The following is a 17,761-nucleotide window of genomic DNA, read 5'->3' as shown; positions in this document are numbered from 1 at the left end:
CCGGCAGAGCGGCCAATTGCCGTGCGCGGTGGGCGGGCCGCGTGGTTGGCTCACCGGCATGACCTGGCTGCCTGACGACTTCGTCCATCCCCAGCACGTCGAGATACCCGGCGGCGGGGGCCATCGGCTGCGGCCGATCAGCGGTGCGGACGCCCCGCTCGACTACCCGGCCGTGATGGGCTCGCGGGAGCGGCTGTGGTCGACCTTCGGCCCCGCCTGGGGCTGGCCGCCGGCCACCATGTCGTACGAGGCGAACCTCGCGGACCTGGAGCGGCACGCCGCCGAGATCGAGGCCCACCAGTCGTTCAACTACACCGTGGAGAGCCCGGACCGCGCCGCCCTGCGCGGCTGCGTCTACATCGACCCGCCGGAGAAGCAGGGCGCCGACGCGGAGATCTCCTGGTGGGTGGTGGACGAGGAGGCCGGCGGCCCGCTGGAACGGGCGCTGGACGCGTTCGTGCCGCGCTGGATCACGCGGGACTGGCCGTTCCGGGCACCGCGGTTCATCGGACGGGACCTGTCCTGGGAGGACTGGCTCGGGCTGCCGGACCACGCGTGAACGGCTGAGCGGGACGAGCGGCCGGCCGTGCGGGGCGGGACGAGCGGCCGGCCGTGCGGGGCGGGACGAGCGGCCGTGGGGGGCGGGGCGGACCGGTCCCTGCCCGGGTGCGCCGGTGCTCAGAAGCCGCCGCCGAAGTCCCCTCCCCCGCCGAAGCCGCCGCCGCCGAAGTCACCGCCCCCGAAGCCGCCGCCGAAGTCACCGCCGAAGTCACCGGTGTCGAAGTCCGCGCCGGAGACGTCGCCGCCCTCGAACCCGTCGTAGCCGGCGCCGTAGTCGGCCGCGTAGGACGGGGTGGCCATCATGCCGCCGAGCATGGTGCCGATCAGCAGGCCGGGCAGGATGCCGCCGCCGAAGTAGCCGCCCGCCCACGGGCCGTAGGCCGGCCCCGCGTCCCAGTAGGGGCGGCGGCCGTAGCCGGTGTCGACCTCCCGGATCATGGGGTCGAGGCCGTCGGCGAGCCGTGCCCGGTCGGCCGCGCACACCGGGACCTCGCGGGTGGCGCCGCCCTCCGGCGTCCAGGTGACGTCGGCGACGGACGGGCCGTGCCGGGGGTCGAAGAAGCACGGCGGCCGGCGCTCCGGCAGCGGCCGGCCCTCCCGGCGGGCGGCGAGCCGGGCGAGGGCGAAGCGGCCGTCCTCCAGCGCCTCGGTGACCGGCCGCACGTCCTCCGGTCTGCGCGCGGCCGCCATCCGCGTCTTCGCCGTCTCGTAGGCGTCCAGGGCGTGCTCGTAGTCGGCGCGCATCGCGTCGTCGGCGCCGGGTTCGCCGGGCCTGAAGTCCAGGCGGTCCAGTTCCTCGCCGTACGCGGTGATGTCCTCGTCGACGACCACGCGCAGCTGCTCCAGGGCCGCCCGCTGCTCCGCCTGGTGGCGACGCCGGTTGCGGCGGGCGAGGGCGTACGCGCCCGCGCCGCCCGCCGCGAGGACCGCGCCGGTGGTGACGAGCGCGGTGGCGGAGACACCGGTGTCACCGCCGGACCAGGAGGCGGGTGCGGTGCCGCCGACGCCGCCGCGCAGGGCGTCGTCGACGAAGTCGTTGAGCTGGGCCTTGGGGTCGCCCGCGTCCTGCACGGCCGTGACCAGGTTGGACACGCCCTGCCGGCTCAGCACGGTGCTGTCGGCGCGCGCGTCGAAGCGGTCGCCGAGCAGCACGCCGTAGAGGCCGGTGATGCCGGTCTCGGTGCGGAGGTTGCGGAACAGGTTCGCGGTCGGCTGGTCGGCGGGGAGGACGGCGATGAAGACGGGCTTGTCCGCGTCCTCGATCTTGTCCGCGAGCGCTTCGGCGTCCGCCGCCGACAGCGCGCCGGAGGCGGCCGGGTCGACGTAGACGGGGCTCTCCCGCAGGGCTTGGGCGACCCGGGTCAGGTCGGTGGCCGCGTGCGCTCCGGGCGCACCGGCCGACAGCACCGCCAGTGCGGCGATGACCGGCACGATCAGCAGGCGTACCACGGTACGCGTCCTCGCGGCCCTCATATCATCGAAGCTACCTGAATCGGGCAAACAAGGATATAGAGCCTGGGTGCCGGAGGGAGGCGAGGGCCGCGGCCCGGCGGGCGGCACGCTGCCGCGGCCGGTTGGGCCCGCCCCCGCACGCGGTGCGCACCGTGCGGGTGCCGCCCGCCGGGAGCGGGCCCGGTGGCCCGGCTATTCCGCCGGCCGCACCCCCGCGCGCAGCAGCCCGTACGTGTACGCGTCCTCCAGCGCCTGCCAGGACGCGGCGATGACGTTCTCCGCCACGCCGACCGTGGACCACTCGCCGGTGCCGTCGGAGGTGGAGATCAGGACGCGGGTCGTGGACTGGGTGCCGTGCTTGCCCTCCAGGATGCGGACCTTGTAGTCGACCAGCTCCAGCTGGGCGAGCTGCGGGTAGATCTTCTCCAGGGCGACGCGCAGGGCCCGGTCGAGGGCGTTGACCGGGCCGTTGCCCTCCGCGGTGGCGACGATCCGCTCGCCCTTGGCCCACAGCTTGACGGTGGCCTCGTTGGCGTGGGTGCCGTCGGGGCGGTCCTCGACGATGGCCCGCCAGGACTCGACCTCGAAGTAGCGCAGCGGCTTGCCCTGGACCTCGGTGCGCAGCAGGAGTTCGAAGGAGGCGTCCGCGGCCTCGTAGGTGTAGCCCTTCAGTTCGCGTTCCTTGACGCGTTCCACGACCCGGCCGACCAGTTCGCGGTCGCCGCCGAGGTCGATGCCGAGCTCCTTGCCCTTCAGCTCCACCGACGCCCGGCCCGCCATGTCGGAGACCAGCATCCGCATGGTGTTGCCGACCTGCTCGGGGTCGATGTGCTGGTAGAGGTCGGGGTCGACCTTGATGGCGGAGGCGTGCAGGCCCGCCTTGTGCGCGAACGCGGAGAGCCCGACGTAGGGCTGGTGCGTGGACGGGGTGAGGTTGACGACCTCGGCGATGGCGTGCGAGATCCGGGTCATCTCGCGCAGCTTGCCCTCGGGCAGCACCCGCTTGCCGTACTTCAGCTCCAGCGCGGCCACGACGGGGAACAGGTTGGCGTTGCCGACGCGCTCGCCGTAGCCGTTGGCGGTGCACTGGACGTGGGTGGCGCCCGCGTCGACGGCGGCGAGGGTGTTGGCGACGGCGCAGCCGGTGTCGTCCTGGGCGTGGATGCCGAGCCGGGCGCCGGTGTCGGCGAGGACGGTGGCGACGACTGCCTGGATCTGGGCGGGGAGCATGCCGCCGTTGGTGTCGCACAGGACGACGACGTCGGCGCCGGCCTGGGACGCCGCGCGGACGACCGACTTGGCGTACTCGGGGTTCGCCCGGTACCCGTCGAAGAAGTGCTCGCAGTCGACGAAGACGCGGCGGCCCTGGGCCTTGAGGTGGGCGACGGTGTCGCGGACCATCTCCAGGTTCTCGTCGAGCGTGGTGCGCAGGGCCAGTTCGACGTGCCGGTCATGGGACTTCGCGACCAGGGTGATCACCGGGGCGCCGGCGTCGAGGAGCGCCTTGACCTGCGGGTCCTCGGCGGCGGTGGTGCCGGCCCGGCGGGTGGAGCCGAAGGCGACGAGCTGGGCGTGCCGGAAGTCGATCTCCTGCTGGGCCCGGGCGAAGAACTCGGTGTCCCGCGGGTTGGCGCCGGGCCAGCCGCCCTCGATGAAGCCCACGCCGAACTCGTCCAGGTGCCGTGCGATGGCCAGCTTGTCCGCGACCGTGAGGTTGATGCCCTCGCGCTGGGCGCCGTCGCGCAGGGTGGTGTCGAAGACGTGGAACGAGTCGTCGAGCTCGCTGGTTTCCGTCATGGTCGTGAAGGCTCCTGTGTTGGATCTCGGTCTACCGGAATGACCGGCTCCACCGTCCTTCTATGATCCCTCGCGCTCTCCTCCCGGCTGCGGGTGGGCCGGGAAAACGAAAAACCTCTCGCGGGTGCGAGAGGTCTGCGCGCGGGTCGAGGACGACGGTGTCCGCCCGTACCGGGTCGTACGAGGCGGTCACTGCGGACCGGCGCGCCTGCTGCCAATAATCATGGCGAACGAGAGCACGGGGGCAGTCTGGCACAGCCGCGCCCGCGTGCTCACGGGTGTCTCAGTATGCGAGCCCGTGATCACGCGTCGCAGTCGGGGTCCGCGGACGACCCGGGCCGGGTTCGGCCGTCCGCGAGGAGGTTCTGGTCGAGGAACTCGCGCACGTGGCCGAGGACCTGTGCCCGGTCGGTGCCGCGCAGCCCGATGGCGACGTGGATGGAGAAGCCGTCGAGCAGCGCCCGCAGCCGGGCCGCGAAGCGGTCGGGGTCGACGCGGCGGAACTCGCCGCGCGAGACGCCTTCCGCGAGCAGGGCCACCAGGTCGCGGTGCCAGGCGCCCTCGATGGCGGCCTGCCGGTCGCGGGCGTCGTCGTCGGCGTTCTGCGAGCGGTTCCAGACCTCCAGCCAGAGCGTCCAGTGCGGGTCGCGGTGGCCGTCGGGGACGTACAGGTCCACGTACGCGTCGAGGCGGGCGCGGGCCGGTACCGGCCGGGCGAGCAGCCGGCCGCGTTCGGCGCCGAGGCGGCCCTCGCTCCACTCCAGGGTCTGCAGCAGCAGTTCGTCCTTGGTGCGGAAGTAGTACAGCAGGTGGCCGCTGCTCATCCCGACCTCGCGGCCGAGCGCGGCCATGGTCAGTTTCTCCAGACCGCGCTCGGCGATCATCTCCATGGCCGCGGCGAGCAGTTCCTCGCGGGGCGGTGCCGGGGTGCGGCGGCGGGTGCTCACGGGGCGGCCTCGACCCGGACGGCGCCGGGCAGGAAGTGCGTCTCGTACGGGCCCGAGCACTCGCTGAACTCGGTGGCCACGGGGATGCCGCAGCCGCCGCACACCTCGTTCGGCCCTTCACGCCCCGGCCTTCCGCAGCATCCCATCTCATGGACACCGGGGTGGCTCAGGAGGTGGTCGCGGGTGTCCTCGGGGTGGACGACCAGGGTGCCGCGCGGCCCGGCGGACATCAGGCAGCCCGGCCCGTCGGGGTCCAGCACGCAGACCCCGGGGACGGCGCTCCCGAACCACTGGGGGTCGGGGTGCGGCACGAACGGCGCCCCGGACGGCTCCGGGTCCACCGCGTACGTGCCGCGCGGCACGGTCGACGGGGCGTGCCGCGACCCGTCGGCGTCCGGCAGGCCGTCGCAGGCCGGGCGCTCGGGCAGCTCGGGCAGCGGCCGCACCGGCTCGGTGAGGGGGCGGCCGCATGCCGCGCAGACCAGGACGTTCACCCGTATGTTCTACCCGACGCGGGTCGTCACCGGGTCCTCGGCTGCTGCTGGGTGATGCAGTGGATGCCGCCCCCGCCCGCGAAGATCGGCCGGGCGTCCACCAGGGTCACCGTCCGCTCGGGGAAGAGGCGCCGGAAGATGTCCGCCGCGATCTCGTCGTTCGGGTCGCCGAAACCGCAGAGCACCACGCCGCCGTTGCACAGGTAGTGGTTGATGTACGAGTAGTCGACCCAGTCGCCCTCCTCGTCCCTGAGGACGGTCGGGGCGGGGACCTCCACGACCTCCAGGGGGCGGCCCCGGGCGTCGGTCTCGCCGCGCAGGATCTCCAGGTACGTCCGGGAGCGCGCGTGGTCCGGGTGGGCCGGGTCGCGCTGGCTGTGCACGACGACGGTGCCCGGCCGTGCGAAGGCCGCGACGATGTCGACGTGGCCCTGGGTGCCGTACACGCCGTAGTCGCCGGCCAGGCCGTGCGGGAGCCAGATCGCCTTGGTGGTGCCGAGCCTGGCGTGGATCTCCGCCTCGACCTGCTCGCGGGTCCAGCCGGGGTTGCGCCCGGAGCCGAGCTGGACGGTCTCGGTCAGCAGGACGGTGCCCTCGCCGTCGACGTGGATCGCGCCGCCCTCGTTGACGAGGGTGCTGCTCAGCACCGGGACCCCGGCGAGGTCCGCGACATGCCGGGCGATCTTGGAGTCGTGCTCCCAGCGGGCCCAGTCCTGCGCGCCCCAGCCGTTGAACACCCAGTCCACGGCCGCGAGCCGGCCTTCCTCGTCGGTCACGAAGGTGGGGCCGATGTCGCGCATCCACGCGTCGTCCAGTTCGCACTCCACCAGGTCGACGTCCGGGCCGAGCAGTTCGCGCGCGAGGTCGCCCTGGCCGGGCCCGTGCACCATCGTCACCGGCTCGAAGCGGCGCACCGCGCGGGCCACGGACGCCCAGGCGGCGCGCGCCTCGGCCAGCTCCCCGTCGGTGGCGAAGGTCGGGTTGGGGCCGGGCCAGGCCATCCAGGTGCGCTCGTGCGGGGCCCATTCGGGGGGCATGCGGAAGGTCATCGGGAGTCCTAGCGGGATCAGAGGAAGTAGAGGCGGTTGAGGGAGACCGAGTCGGCGGGCCGGGAGCGCAGCGGCTCCCCGTCCAGCGTCACCAGGCCCGTGCGCTGGTCGACGTCGACGGCGCCGGTACGGGAGTTCAGGCGCAGGTCGGCCGGTCCGATGCCGCGGGTGCCGCGCACGGCGACCCGGCGGCGGCGGGTGGGCATGGTGTCGCCGCCCTGGTCGAGGGCGGCCCGGGCGACGAAGGCGACGGAGATGTCGGCGGGGGTGGCGCCGTGCGCGCCGAACTGCGGGCCCAGCACGAGGGGTTCGCAGGTGTCGGTGGCGGCGTTGGGGTCGCCGACCACACCGTAGGCGGGGAATCCCGCCTTGAGCACGAGCTGCGGCTTGGCGCCGAAGTACTCCGGCCGCCACAGCACGATGTCGGCGAGCTTGCCGGTCTCGATGGAGCCGACCTCGTGGGCCAGGCCGTGCGCGATGGCCGGGTTGATGGTCAGCTTGGCCATGTAGCGCAGCACGCGTTCGTTGTCGTGGCCGGTGTCCGGGGCGCCGAGTTCGGCCTTCATCTTCCCGGCCATGGCGAAGGTGCGGCGGACGGTCTCGCCCGCGCGGCCCATGCCCTGCGCGTCCGACGAGGTGATGCCGATCGCGCCCAGGTCGTGCAGGACGTCCTCGGCTCCCATGGTCCCGGCGCGGATGCGGTCGCGGGCCATGGCGGCGTCGCCGGGCAGGTCGGTCTTGAGGTCGTGGACGGAGACGATCATGCCGTAGTGCTCGGCGACCGCGTCCCGGCCGAACGGCAGGGTGGGGTTGGTGGAGGAGCCGATGACGTTCGGCACGCCCGCCATCTTCAGCACGTTGGGCACGTGTCCGCCGCCGCAGCCCTCGATGTGGAAGGCGTGGATCGTACGGCCCTCCAGGACGCGGAGGGTGTCCTCGACGGACAGGCACTCGTTCAGGCCGTCGCTGTGCAGGGCGACCTGCACGTCGTGCTCCTCGGCGACGCGCAGCGCGGTGTCCAGGGCGCGGGTGTGGGCGCCCATGTCCTCGTGCACCTTGAAGCCGCAGGCGCCGCCCTCGGCCAGCGCCTCGATCAGCGGTGCCCGGTGGGAGGACGAACCGCGGCCCAGGAAGCCGATGTTGACCGGCCAGGCGTCGAACGCGCCGAACGCGTGCTTCAGCGCCCAGGGCGAGTTGACGCCCACGCCCCACACCGGCCCGAACTCCTGGCCGATGATCGTGGTGACGCCGGAGGCGAGGGACGCCTCCATGACGCGCGGCGACAGCAGGTGCACATGGGTGTCGACGGCTCCGGCGGTGGCGATCAGCCCTTCGCCGGAGACGATCGAGGTGCCGGTGCCGACGACGACGTCCACGCCGTCGAGCGTGTCGGGGTTGCCGGCCCGGCCGATGGCGCAGATCCGCCCCTCGCGGATGCCGATCGACACCTTGCGGACGCCCTGCACCGCGTCGATCACGACGACGTTGCTGATCACGACGTCGCAGGTGTCGCGGACGGCGGCGGCCTTCAGGTGCAGTCCGTCCCGGGCGGTCTTGCCGAATCCGGCCAGGAACTCGTCGCCGTGGCGCTGGGAGTCGGACTCGACCTCGACGGTCAGCCCGGAGTCGCCCAGCCGGATGCGGTCGCCGGCGCGGGGGCCGTGGGTGGCGGCGTACTCGTACGGGGTGAGGCGGCGGGCCTCGGCGGGGTGGCCTCCGGGGCGGCTCATCGTCCGGTCTCCTGCTCGGTGTCGTCCGGTACGCCGAGGTAGCCGCAGGCGGCGGCGCGGCGCAGGGCCTCCTCGCGGGCGCCGGGTGCGTCCAGCGGTCCGTCGACCAGGCCGGCGAAGCCGATCGCGATCCGGGCGCCGCCGATCGGCACGAGGCCCACGTCGGCGCTCTCGCCGGGGCCGAACCGCACGGACGATCCGGCGGGCACGGCGAGCCGCATGCCATAGGCGGCCGCGCGGTCGAAGCGGAGCCGCGGGTTGGCCTCGAAGAAGTGGAAGTGCGAGGTCACCGAGATGGGGACGCCCGCGGTGTTGGTGACGGTCAGCCGGACGGCCGGCTCGGGCTCGGCGTGTTCCGGTCCGGGCAGCAGCGCGCCGGGGGCGTCCGCGCCCAGCCCGCCCCTGAGGGGTTCGGAGACGACCGCCAGCCGGGAGCCGTCGTCGAAGACCGCCTCGACGTGCACCTCCGTCACCACGTCCGCGACACCGGGCAGCACGTCGTCCGGACCGAGCACGGACCGGGCCGCCTCGACGGCCTCGGCGAGGCGCTTTCCGTCGCGGGCGGCCTCGCAGACGGTGTCCGCGATGAGCGCCGTGGCCTCCGGCACGTTGAGCTTCAGACCGCGGGCCCGGCGGGCGCGGGCCAGCTCGGCGGCTCCGAAGAGCAGCAGCCGGTCACGTTCCGTGGGGGTCAGTCTCATGACGCGGGCACCTCCTTGCCTTCCCCAGGTTTAGAGCATCACTCTAAACCTGATGTCCTGGCAACCGAAGCAGGGGCGGAGGAGCTTGAGCCACGTCACATTGAGCGCCGCTCGAAACCGTCGGCGCGTGGAAGGGGATCAGCCATGCCGATGGAACAGCGTGGAGTCGACACCGCCGCCGGGGACCGGGGTTCCCCCGGCTCGAAGAGCTCGGAGGAGCTCGGCACTCCCCCGCGATCCGGTGGCGATCCCGCTCGGCTCCGGCCTCCGCCCCGGAGTGACCGCCTTCGGCCGGCCGCCGTCCACCGGACCCGGCCGGTGGGCCTCGGTCCGCCGCCGTCGGCACCGCCCGGCGGTCCTCGCCCTCATCGGCTTCGTGCGCTGCCGTGGCGTCCTCGACATCGAAGCGCTCCGGGTGGTCAACCGCCGGACGCGCGGCGGGGCCCGCTGGTTCACGGCGGCCCGTGTCCGGCACATCCCGGCCACCGGGGCATGGGTGTGGGCGCCGGGCGCGGTGGCCGGCGTGCCGGCGGTGACCCTGCCGTCGTCCGAGGGCCCGCTGCTCACGCCGACCCGGGGGGCCGCGGCTTCCCGCTGTCGGAGCGGCGGGGGGAAATGGTCCAGTGTGCTGCTCCCGCAGCAGAAAGGGCCGCCGGGGAGCGGAGCTCCACGACGGCCCGGGCCCCAGCGGGCCTTCAGGGGGTGTGCTCGAACGGCGGCTCGGCCGCGCGGGCGCGATCAGGCGCGACGGGCCCGCGGCCGGCCGGCGGCCTCAGCCGAGCGGGTGCATCCACCCGTGCTTGTCCTCGGCCGTGCCGCGCTGGATGTCGAGCAGGGCCTGGCGGAGCCGCAGCGTGACCTCGCCGGGTTCGCCGCCGCCCTGCTTCCACTCCGCGCCCGCCCGCTTGACGGTGCCGACCGGCGTGATCACCGCGGCCGTGCCGCAGGCGAACACCTCGGTGAGGCTGCCGTTCTCGGAGTCGCGCTGCCACTGGTCGACGGAGACCCGGCCCTCCTCCGCCTCGTAGCCGAGGTCGCGGGCGACGGACAGGAGGCTGTCACGGGTGACGCCTTCGAGGATGGAGCCGGTGAGGGTGGGGGTGACGATCTTGTTCCCGTACACGAAGTACAGGTTCATGCCGCCCAGTTCCTCGACCCACTGGTGCTCGACGGCGTCGAGGTAGCACACCTGGTCGCAGCCCTTGGCCGCCGCCTCGGCCTGCGCGAGCAGGGACGCCGCGTAGTTGCCGCCGGTCTTGGCGTCGCCCATGCCGCCGGGGACGGCGCGCACGCGGTCCTCGGAGACCCAGATGGAGACCGGCTTCACGCCGCCCGGGAAGTAGGCGCCGGCCGGGGAGGCGATCACCAGGAACAGGTACTCGTTGGCGGGCTTCACTCCGAGCCCGACCTCGGTGGCGATCATGAACGGGCGCAGGTAGAGGGACTCCTCGCCGCCGTGCGCCGGCACCCACGCCTTGTCCTGCCGCACCAGCGCGTCACACGCCTCGACGAAGGTCTCGACCGGCAGCTCCGGCATCGCGAGCCGGCGCGCGGAGCGCTGGAAGCGCAGGGCGTTCTGGTCCGGGCGAAAGGTGGCGACGGAGCCGTCGGGCTGGCGGTAGGCCTTGAGGCCCTCGAAGATCTCCTGCGCGTAGTGCAGGACCGTCGTGGCCGGGTCGAGGGGGATCGGCGCGTACGGCACGAGCTGCCCGTCATGCCAGCCGCGGCCTTCCGTCCACTTGATCGTCACCATGTGGTCGGTGAAGTGGCGGCCGAAACCGGGGCTGGCGAGGATCGCCTCGCGCTCCGCGTCGGAGAGCGGGTGGGCCGAGGGCTTCAGCTCGATCGTGGGCGTCGTCATGAGTGGTTGTCCTTCACCGGTTGTAGTGACGGGCCGCTTGTCCGCTGATCCGCCCGACCGGCGGCCGTTTCCGGCCAGTGGTAGGACGTCCGAGCTTTCCCTCATTCCGCGGCTCCGCGTTCGATTATCGCGCGCGGGGGTCGGCGGGAGGAACGGGGTGCAGGCGGCCCAGGGGTCGATGGTGACACCCGGCGGGGACACGCGGAAGCCGCCGGGCACCCTGGGGAACCCGGCGGCTTCGAAAACGTTCGAACGGCGCGCCGGGGTCAGCCGGCTACGCGCACGGCGAGCGCGTCGCCGATCTCCGAGGTGGAGCGGGCGGGGTTGCCGACGCGTTCGGCGAGGTCGGCGGCGACGGCCTCCTCGATCCGGGCGGCCTCCGCCTCCAGGCCGAGGTGGCGCAGCAGCAGGGCGACGGACAGCACCGTGGCGGTGGGGTCGGCCTTGCCCTGGCCGGCGATGTCCGGGGCCGAGCCGTGCACGGGCTCGAACATCGACGGGAACTCGCCACTGGGGTTGATGTTGCCGCTGGCGGCGACGCCGATGCCGCCGGAGACGGCCGCGGCGAGGTCGGTGATGATGTCGCCGAAGAGGTTGTCGGTGACGATCACGTCGAACCGCTCGGGCTGGGTGACCAGGAAGATGGTCGCCGCGTCGACGTGGATGTACTCGGTGGTGACCTCCGGGTACTCCTCGGCCACCTTGTTGAAGATGTTCGTCCACAGGTGACCGGCGAAGGTCAGCACGTTGTTCTTGTGGACGAGGGTGAGCTTCTTGCGCGGGCGGGCCTGGGCGCGGGCGAAGGCGTCCCGGACGACGCGCTCGACACCGAAGGCCGTGTTCACGGAGACCTCGGTGGCGACCTCGTGCTCGGTGCCCTTCCTGATGGTGCCGCCGTTGCCCGTGTACGGGCCCTCGGTGCCCTCGCGCACCACGATGAAGTCGATCTGCGGCTGTCCGGCGAGCGGGGTGGCGACACCCGGCAGCAGCTTGGACGGCCGCAGGTTGACGTGGTGGTCGAAGGCGAAGCGGAGCTTGAGCAGGAAGCCGCGCTCCAGGACGCCGGAGGGGACCGACGGGTCGCCGATGGCGCCGAGCAGGATCGCGTCGTGCTGCTTCAGGGCGTCGAGGTCGGCGTCGGTGAGGGTCTCACCGGTGGCGTGGTACCGCTGGGCGCCGAAGTCGTACTCCTTGGTCTCCAGCTTCACATCCTGCGGGAGGACGGCGGAGAGGACCTTCAGGCCTTCGGCCACGACCTCCTGGCCGATGCCGTCACCGGGGATCACTGCGAGATCGATGCTGCGAGACATGCGGGCACCCTACTCCTCGTCCCATGGGATGACACACGTTGTCCGCGATGCGGACATGCGCGTCGGCGGAGGGGGCGGACGGCGGACCGGTCAGTGGCCGGTCTCGCCACCGTTGTCCCGGCGGTCGAGGGCGCGCTGGAGGGCGGCGGCGGCGTTCTTGCGGTCGGCCTCCGTCGTACGGGAGAGGTGGCGGACGCGGCGGCGGACGGTCGTCTCGGCCATGGGGAATCGACTCCTTCGACACAGCGGGAGCGCGGAAAGGGGGTCCATGAGACGCCGGTCGGGCGGGAGCCGCGGGCCGCAGGGGTTGCCTGCACGGGCCCGGCTCACGAGCGCCCATCGCTTGGTCGAGCGAGACGTTCGGCTCCTACAAAAGTAGGTGAGAACGGAGCGTCTGTCTCCACAATTACTCGGACTTCCTACTATCTGAGACGGGCGAGGTCAGAGCACGTCTCCGTCCCGCCAGTCGAAGACCAGCCCGGCCTGCGGGCCGGACGCCGCCGGCGGCGCCGGCCACACGTAGGTGGAGCCCTCCTCCTCGGGCAGCCGCACGATGCCGTCCGGCCCGAGCGCGCTGATCGGGCCCCGCCACGCCCGCCAGCCGCGCGCGGTGTACAGCGCGGCGCCGGCGTCGCTGGCGGAGAGGGCACCGAGGTCGTACGCGCGGGCGATGACGCCTTCCAGGGCGGCCATCACCGCGCCGCCGAGGCCCTGCCGCCGGACGTCGCGCCGGACGGCGACCCCTTCCACGTATCCCACGCGCAGCCATCGCCCCCCGCACCGCACCCGCCGCATCACCACCGCCCCGTGCGCGGCGAGCCCCCGCTCGTCATGGACCAGGGCGTGCACGCCGCCCAGGGTGTGGTCCCAGTCCTCGTCCGAGAAGTCGCCGTCGAAGGCGTCGCGCAACAGAGTGCGCACGGCGCCGAGTCCGGCGGGTGTGAGGTCGGCGGTGTGGGCGGTGCGCGCGGTGGTCATGGCGCCAGTATCGCGAAGCGGCGGAGCCGGTTTCCCCCGGTTTATTTCGGTCGCCGGCACGATCCGGGCGGCCTACGGTGCGCCCATGGCCGAACTGCGCACCGAACGTCTGCTGCTCCGCTCCTGGCGGGAGTCCGACCTGGCCCCGTGGGCCGCTCTCAACTCCGACCCGGAGGTGCGCCGGTACCTGGCCGGCACCCCCAGCCGGGAGCGCACCGACGCCGGCGCCGCCCGCTTCCAGGCGGACCTGGACGCGCGGGGCTGGGGGTTCTGGGCGGTCGAGGTGCGCGCGACCGGTGAGTTCATCGGGTTCACCGGCCTGGATCCGGTGGAGGAGGGCCAGCCGTTCACCGGGGTGGAGGCGGGCTGGCGGCTGGCCCGGCCGGCCTGGGGCCACGGCTACGCCACGGAGGCCGCCCGCGCGGTCCTGGACTTCGGCTTCGCCGAGCTGGACCTGCCGGAGGTCCTCGCCGTCACCGTGCCGGCCAACCGGCGCTCGCGGGCCGTGATGGAGCGGCTGGGCATGACGTACGACCCGGCGGACGACTTCGACGACCCGCAGGTGCCCGAGGGCCCGCTGCGCCGCTGCGTCCTGTACCGCCTGCCGCGGCCGCGCGGTGCGGGCGGCTGAGACGGCGAACGGGCCGGGCCCCGTGGAGGGGACCCGGCCCGTCAGTGCCCGGCGGGCGCTCAGCCCATGTGCGGGTAGGCGTAGTCGGTCGGCGGGACCAGCGTCTCCTTGATGGCGCGGGTCAGCGTCCAGCGCGTCAGGTTCTGCGGGGCGCCGGCCTTGTCGTTGGTGCCGGAGGCACGGCCGCCGCCGAAGGGCTGCTGGCCGACGACGGCGCCGGTCGACTTGTCGTTGATGTAGAAGTTGCCGGCCGCGTAGCGCAGCTTCTCCATGGTGTACGCCGCCGCCGCGCGGTCGTTGGCGATGACCGAACCGGTGAGGGCGTAGTCGGAGACCGACTCCATCTGGGTCAGCATCTCGTCGTACTTGTCGTCCTCGTAGACGTACACGGCGAGGATCGGGCCGAAGTACTCGGTAGTGAACACCTCGTTCTCCGGGTCGGTGCACTCGATGACGGTCGGCCGGACGAAGTAGCCCACCGAGTCGTCGTACGAGCCGCCCGCGACGATCGTGCACGACGGGTCGTTCTTGGCGCGGTCGATGGCGGCCTTGTTCTTGGCGAAGGCGCGCTCGTCGATGACGGCGCCGATGAAGTTCGACAGGTCGGTGACGTCGCCCATGGTGAGGTAGTCCACCTCGGCGGCGAACTCCTCCTTGAAGCCGTCGTTCCAGATGGACGCCGGGATGTACGCGCGGGAGGTCGCGGAGCACTTCTGGCCCTGGTACTCGAACGCGCCGCGGGTCAGGGCGGTCTTCAGGATCGCGCGGTCGGCGCTCGGGTGGGCGACGACGAAGTCCTTGCCGCCGGTCTCGCCGACCAGGCGCGGGTAGGCGCGGTACTTCTCGATGTTCTGGCCGACCGTCTTCCACAGGTACTGGAAGGTCTTGGTCGAGCCGGTGAAGTGGATGCCGGCCAGGTCGCGGTGGTTCAGGGCGACCTCGGAGACCTCCAGGCCGTCACCGGTGACCAGGTTGATGACGCCCTTGGGCAGGCCCGCCTCCTCCAGGAGCTGCATCAGCAGCACGGCGGCGTGGGTCTGCGTCGGGGACGGCTTCCACACGACGACGTTGCCCATGAGGGCCGGGGCGGTGGGCAGGTTGCCCGCGATGGCCGTGAAGTTGAACGGCGTGATCGCGTAGACGAAGCCCTCCAGCGGGCGGTGGTCCAGGCGGTTCCACACGCCCGGCGAGTTCGCCGGCGGCTGCTCGGCCAGGATCTGGCGGGCGTAGTGGACGTTGAAGCGCCAGAAGTCGACCAGCTCGCAGGGGGTGTCGATCTCGGCCTGCTGGGCGGTCTTGGACTGGCCCAGCATGGTGGAGGCGGCCAGTGTCTCGCGCCACGGGCCGGCCAGCAGCTCGGCGGCGCGCAGGATGATCGCCGCGCGGTCGTCGAAGGACAGCGCGCGCCACGCCGGGGCCGCCGCGAGGGCCGCGTCGATGGCGTCCTGCGCGTCCTGCCTGGTGGCGTTGCGGTAGGTGCCGAGGACGGCCTTGTGGTTGTGCGGCTGCACGACCTGGAAGGCCTCGCCGCCGCCCATGCGCTTCTCACCGTTGATCGTGCAGGGCAGGTCGATCGGGTTCTCGGCCAGCTCCTTGAGCTTGACCTCCAGGCGGGCCCGCTCGGGCGAGCCGGGGGCGTAGCCGTGCACCGGCTCGTTGACGGGGGTGGGGACCTGGGTCACAGCGTCCATGAGATCCGTAACTCCTTGAACTTGAGCGGGTGGTGGGCTCAGCCCTTGCTGACCATCGACCGGAGGAAGAAGCGCAGGTTGGCGGGCTTCTCCGCCAGGCGGCGCATGAAGTAGCCGTACCAGTCCGTGCCGTACGCGGTGTAGACCCGCATCCGGTGGCCCTCGGCGGCCAGCCGCAGGTGCTCCTCGCCGCGGATGCCGTACAGCATCTGGAACTCGTACTCGTCGAGCTTGCGCCCGGCCTTGCGGGCCAGCTCCTGGGCGATGGAGATCAGGCGCGGGTCGTGGGACCCGATCATCGGGTAGCCGTCGCCGTCCATCAGCGTCTTCAGGATGCGGACGTACGCCTTGTCGATCTCGTGCCGGTCCTGGTGGGCGACCGACGCGGGCTCCTTGTAGGCGCCCTTCACGATCCGCACCCGGCTGCCGTTCGCGGCGAGGCGGCGGGCGTCGGCCTCGGTGCGGAAGAGGTAGGCCTGGATGACGCAGCCGGTCTGCGGGAAGTCCTTCCGCAGCTCCTCGTGGATGGCGAACATCGAGTCCAGGGTGGTGTGGTCCTCGGCGTCCAGGGTGACCGTCGTGCCGATGGCGGCCGCTGCCTCGACGACCGGGCGGACGTTGGCGAGGGCCAGCTCGTGGCCGCCCTCCAGCGCCTGGCCGAACATGGACAGCTTGACCGACATCTCGACGCGCTCGCCGAGCCCGAGCGGCTCGATCTGCTCGATCAGCTCCAGGTAGGCGTCGCGGGCGGCGGTGGCCTGCTCGGGGGTGGTGATGTCCTCGCCGACGACGTCCATCGTCAGCTCCAGGCCCTTGGCCGTGAGGTCCTCGACGATCGGCACGATGTCGCCGACGGTCTCCCCGGGGATGAAGCGGTCGACGACCTGCTTGGTCACCGGGGCCGCCGAGATCAGGCGACGCATCCGGTCGCTGCGCGACGCGGCGAGAATCACGGGACCCAGCACGGGGCACCTCCACATACAACCAGCCATGGGCCATTACCCGACGATTCGGGTACGGCACGGAGAACCACCGTGAAACCTAAGGATCCCTCCGATCTTCTGCCATCGACAGCTGTCACGCATCCGTGCCACAGATCTCAGACAGATGTATGAAGGCGCCGGGGAATGCGGCAGAATGCCCGGGTGACGTCGGATGCCGGATCCTTCAGGAACGTGGGCGACTACCAGGAGCTGGTCGACGAGATCTCGGAGCTGCTGGGCGCCCCGGCGACGCTGGAGAACCGCGACTTCGAGCTGATCGCCTTCGGTGCCTACGACAGCGAGGGCGAGCTGGACGCCTCCGCCCTGGACCCGGTGCGCACCCGCTCGATCCTCACCCGGCGCTCCACCGCCGCCGTGCGGGCCTGGTTCGAGGGGTTCGGCATCACACGGGCGACCGGCCCGGTCCGCATCCCCCCGACCCCCGAGGCGGGCGTGTACCGGGGACGGATCTGCCTGCCGGTACGGCACCGGGGTGTCGTCCTCGGCTACGTCTGGCTGCTGGAGGACGAGTCCGGGCCCAGCGAGCGGCAGCTGGCGGCGGCCATGGAGGTGACCGCGCGGATCGGCGCGCTGCTCGCCGACGAGGTCCAGCACGGCGCCGACCTCACCCGGGAACTGCGGGCGGTGCTGACCGCCGAGCGCGGCTGGCAGCGCGACATGGCGGTGGCCGCGCTGCGGACCGCGCTGGGCCCGCGCGGTGACGGTCCGCACGCCGTGGTGTGCGTGGCGCCGTGGCCGTCGGCGGACCCGGACGAGGCCCCCTCGGCCCGTACGGTGCCGCACACCACCGCCCTGTGCACGGTGCCCTGGGGCACCACCGGCCAGTGTCTCGCGGCGCTGGTCCGGCTGCGCGCGGCGGACGTCGTCGGGCCGGCGCTCAGCACGGCGTCCCGGCTGCTGCGCGAGGGCGCCGGGGCGGCCGGGGTGAGCGAGCCGCGCGCCGGCCTCGCCGAGCTGGGCACGTCCTGGCAGGAGGCCGCGGCGGCGGCCCGCGCGGCCCTGGCGGAGCCCCGGCTCGGCCCGGTCGCCCGGTGGGCGGGCGTCGGACCGTACCGGCTGCTCACGGCGCTGCCCCCGGAGGCCGTCCACGATCCGGCGGTCGCCCCGCTGCTCTCCCCCGCCCACCGGGAACTGGCCCGTACCGCCGAGGTGTACCTGGACCGCGCGGGGCAGGCCGGGCGGGCCGCCGCCGAGCTGGGCATCCACCGGCAGACCCTCTACTACCGGCTCTCGCGCGTGGAGCAGCTGACGGGGCTGGACCTGGACGACGGGGAGGACCGGCTGCTGCTGCACATGGCGCTGAAGGGGGCGCGGCTGTGAGCCCGCCGGCGGACCGGGGGCGGTGGTCCCGGCGCGGGTGACGCTGCGCCGGCTGCGGGCGCGGGTCCCGTCCGGGTGCGGGTCAGTCCGGCTCCGGCTCCGGGTGCGGGTCCGGGGTGGGATGCGGGCGCGGGTCCTCGTCCGGGTGCGGGCGCGGGTCCGGGGTGGGGTGCGGGCGCGGGTCCGGCTCCGGGTGCGGGTCAGTCCGGCTCCGGCTCCGGGTGCGGGGTGGGAT

Annotated in this window: 16 protein-coding genes; 3 read left to right on the top strand and 13 right to left on the bottom strand. The window is 73.1% G+C overall.

The genetic code is table 11. The annotated features are described in order from the left end of the window. Positions 1 to 58 precede the first annotated feature (58 nt). The gene (locus SGLAU_RS23470) at positions 59 to 559 is read left to right on the top strand and encodes a hypothetical protein (protein WP_043504331.1); all 501 of its coding nucleotides are present in this window, start codon (positions 59 to 61) and stop codon (positions 557 to 559) included. Positions 560 to 678: 119 nt separating this feature from the next. Here the strand turns inward: SGLAU_RS23470 and SGLAU_RS23465 are convergent, their stop codons facing one another. From SGLAU_RS23465 to SGLAU_RS23420, 11 genes are all read right to left on the bottom strand, one after another. Continuing rightward, a complete protein-coding gene (locus tag SGLAU_RS23465) occupies positions 679 to 2,034 on the bottom strand; it encodes a hypothetical protein (RefSeq protein WP_043504330.1) in 1,356 nt (451 codons plus the stop codon). A gap of 171 nt (positions 2,035 to 2,205) precedes the next feature. Next, positions 2,206 to 3,810, bottom strand: a complete 1,605-nt coding sequence (gene cimA, locus SGLAU_RS23460; RefSeq protein WP_043504328.1) for a citramalate synthase — start codon at positions 3,808 to 3,810, stop codon at positions 2,206 to 2,208. A 302-nt stretch (positions 3,811 to 4,112) separates the two neighbouring features. Next, positions 4,113 to 4,757 carry a TetR/AcrR family transcriptional regulator gene (locus SGLAU_RS23455; protein WP_078957857.1) on the bottom strand — a complete coding sequence of 215 codons (645 nt, stop codon included), beginning with the start codon at positions 4,755 to 4,757 and terminating at the stop codon, positions 4,113 to 4,115. Continuing rightward, positions 4,754 to 5,251 carry a hypothetical protein gene (locus SGLAU_RS23450; RefSeq protein WP_043504327.1) on the bottom strand — a complete coding sequence of 166 codons (498 nt, stop codon included), beginning with the start codon at positions 5,249 to 5,251 and terminating at the stop codon, positions 4,754 to 4,756. The genes SGLAU_RS23455 and SGLAU_RS23450 overlap by 4 nt, the downstream gene beginning before the upstream one ends. 26 nt (positions 5,252 to 5,277) lie before the next feature. Further along, positions 5,278 to 6,300: an agmatine/peptidylarginine deiminase gene (locus SGLAU_RS23445; protein WP_043504326.1), complete on the bottom strand. Its 1,023-nt coding sequence runs from the start codon at positions 6,298 to 6,300 to the stop codon at positions 5,278 to 5,280. 17 nt (positions 6,301 to 6,317) lie between these two features. Continuing rightward, positions 6,318 to 8,030, bottom strand: a complete 1,713-nt coding sequence (locus SGLAU_RS23440) for an urease subunit alpha (protein WP_043504324.1) — start codon at positions 8,028 to 8,030, stop codon at positions 6,318 to 6,320. Beyond that, on the bottom strand, positions 8,027 to 8,731 hold the full coding sequence (ureA, locus tag SGLAU_RS23435) for an urease subunit gamma (protein ID WP_043504323.1): 705 nt from the start codon (positions 8,729 to 8,731) through the stop codon (positions 8,027 to 8,029). The genes SGLAU_RS23440 and ureA overlap by 4 nt, the downstream gene beginning before the upstream one ends. 772 nt (positions 8,732 to 9,503) lie before the next feature. After that, positions 9,504 to 10,592 carry a branched-chain amino acid aminotransferase gene (locus SGLAU_RS23430; RefSeq protein ID WP_043504320.1) on the bottom strand — a complete coding sequence of 363 codons (1,089 nt, stop codon included), beginning with the start codon at positions 10,590 to 10,592 and terminating at the stop codon, positions 9,504 to 9,506. A gap of 266 nt (positions 10,593 to 10,858) precedes the next feature. After that, positions 10,859 to 11,902, bottom strand: a complete 1,044-nt coding sequence (locus tag SGLAU_RS23425; RefSeq protein ID WP_043504319.1) for a 3-isopropylmalate dehydrogenase — start codon at positions 11,900 to 11,902, stop codon at positions 10,859 to 10,861. Between the two features lie 90 nt (positions 11,903 to 11,992). Next, complete coding sequence (locus SGLAU_RS36740) at positions 11,993 to 12,124, bottom strand: hypothetical protein (protein WP_099052854.1); 132 nt, start codon at positions 12,122 to 12,124, stop codon at positions 11,993 to 11,995. A 219-nt stretch (positions 12,125 to 12,343) separates the two neighbouring features. Continuing rightward, on the bottom strand, positions 12,344 to 12,880 hold the full coding sequence (locus tag SGLAU_RS23420) for a GNAT family N-acetyltransferase (RefSeq protein WP_043504317.1): 537 nt from the start codon (positions 12,878 to 12,880) through the stop codon (positions 12,344 to 12,346). A gap of 85 nt (positions 12,881 to 12,965) precedes the next feature. Here SGLAU_RS23420 and SGLAU_RS23415 point away from each other — a divergent pair, with 85 nt between their 5' ends. Next, positions 12,966 to 13,511 carry a GNAT family N-acetyltransferase gene (locus tag SGLAU_RS23415; RefSeq protein WP_043504316.1) on the top strand — a complete coding sequence of 182 codons (546 nt, stop codon included), beginning with the start codon at positions 12,966 to 12,968 and terminating at the stop codon, positions 13,509 to 13,511. A 59-nt stretch (positions 13,512 to 13,570) separates the two neighbouring features. On the opposite strand, the gene pruA is transcribed toward SGLAU_RS23415, so the two are convergent. Together pruA and SGLAU_RS23405 are read right to left on the bottom strand one after the other, a co-directional pair. Beyond that, positions 13,571 to 15,202, bottom strand: coding sequence for an L-glutamate gamma-semialdehyde dehydrogenase (pruA, locus tag SGLAU_RS23410; RefSeq protein ID WP_043504314.1), 1,632 nt, complete (start codon positions 15,200 to 15,202; stop codon positions 13,571 to 13,573). 38 nt (positions 15,203 to 15,240) lie between these two features. Next, on the bottom strand, positions 15,241 to 16,167 hold the full coding sequence (locus tag SGLAU_RS23405; protein ID WP_043504313.1) for a proline dehydrogenase family protein: 927 nt from the start codon (positions 16,165 to 16,167) through the stop codon (positions 15,241 to 15,243). 162 nt (positions 16,168 to 16,329) lie between these two features. Here SGLAU_RS23405 and SGLAU_RS23400 point away from each other — a divergent pair, with 162 nt between their 5' ends. Next, positions 16,330 to 17,526 (top strand): PucR family transcriptional regulator, encoded by a 1,197-nt coding sequence (locus SGLAU_RS23400; protein WP_078957856.1) that lies wholly within the window; start codon positions 16,330 to 16,332, stop codon positions 17,524 to 17,526. Positions 17,527 to 17,761 lie beyond the last annotated feature (235 nt).

Source organism: Streptomyces glaucescens (assembly GCF_000761215.1).
GTDB classification, from domain to species: Bacteria; Actinomycetota; Actinomycetes; order Streptomycetales; family Streptomycetaceae; genus Streptomyces; species Streptomyces glaucescens_B.
This window is presented reverse-complemented; position numbering and strand designations above follow the sequence as displayed.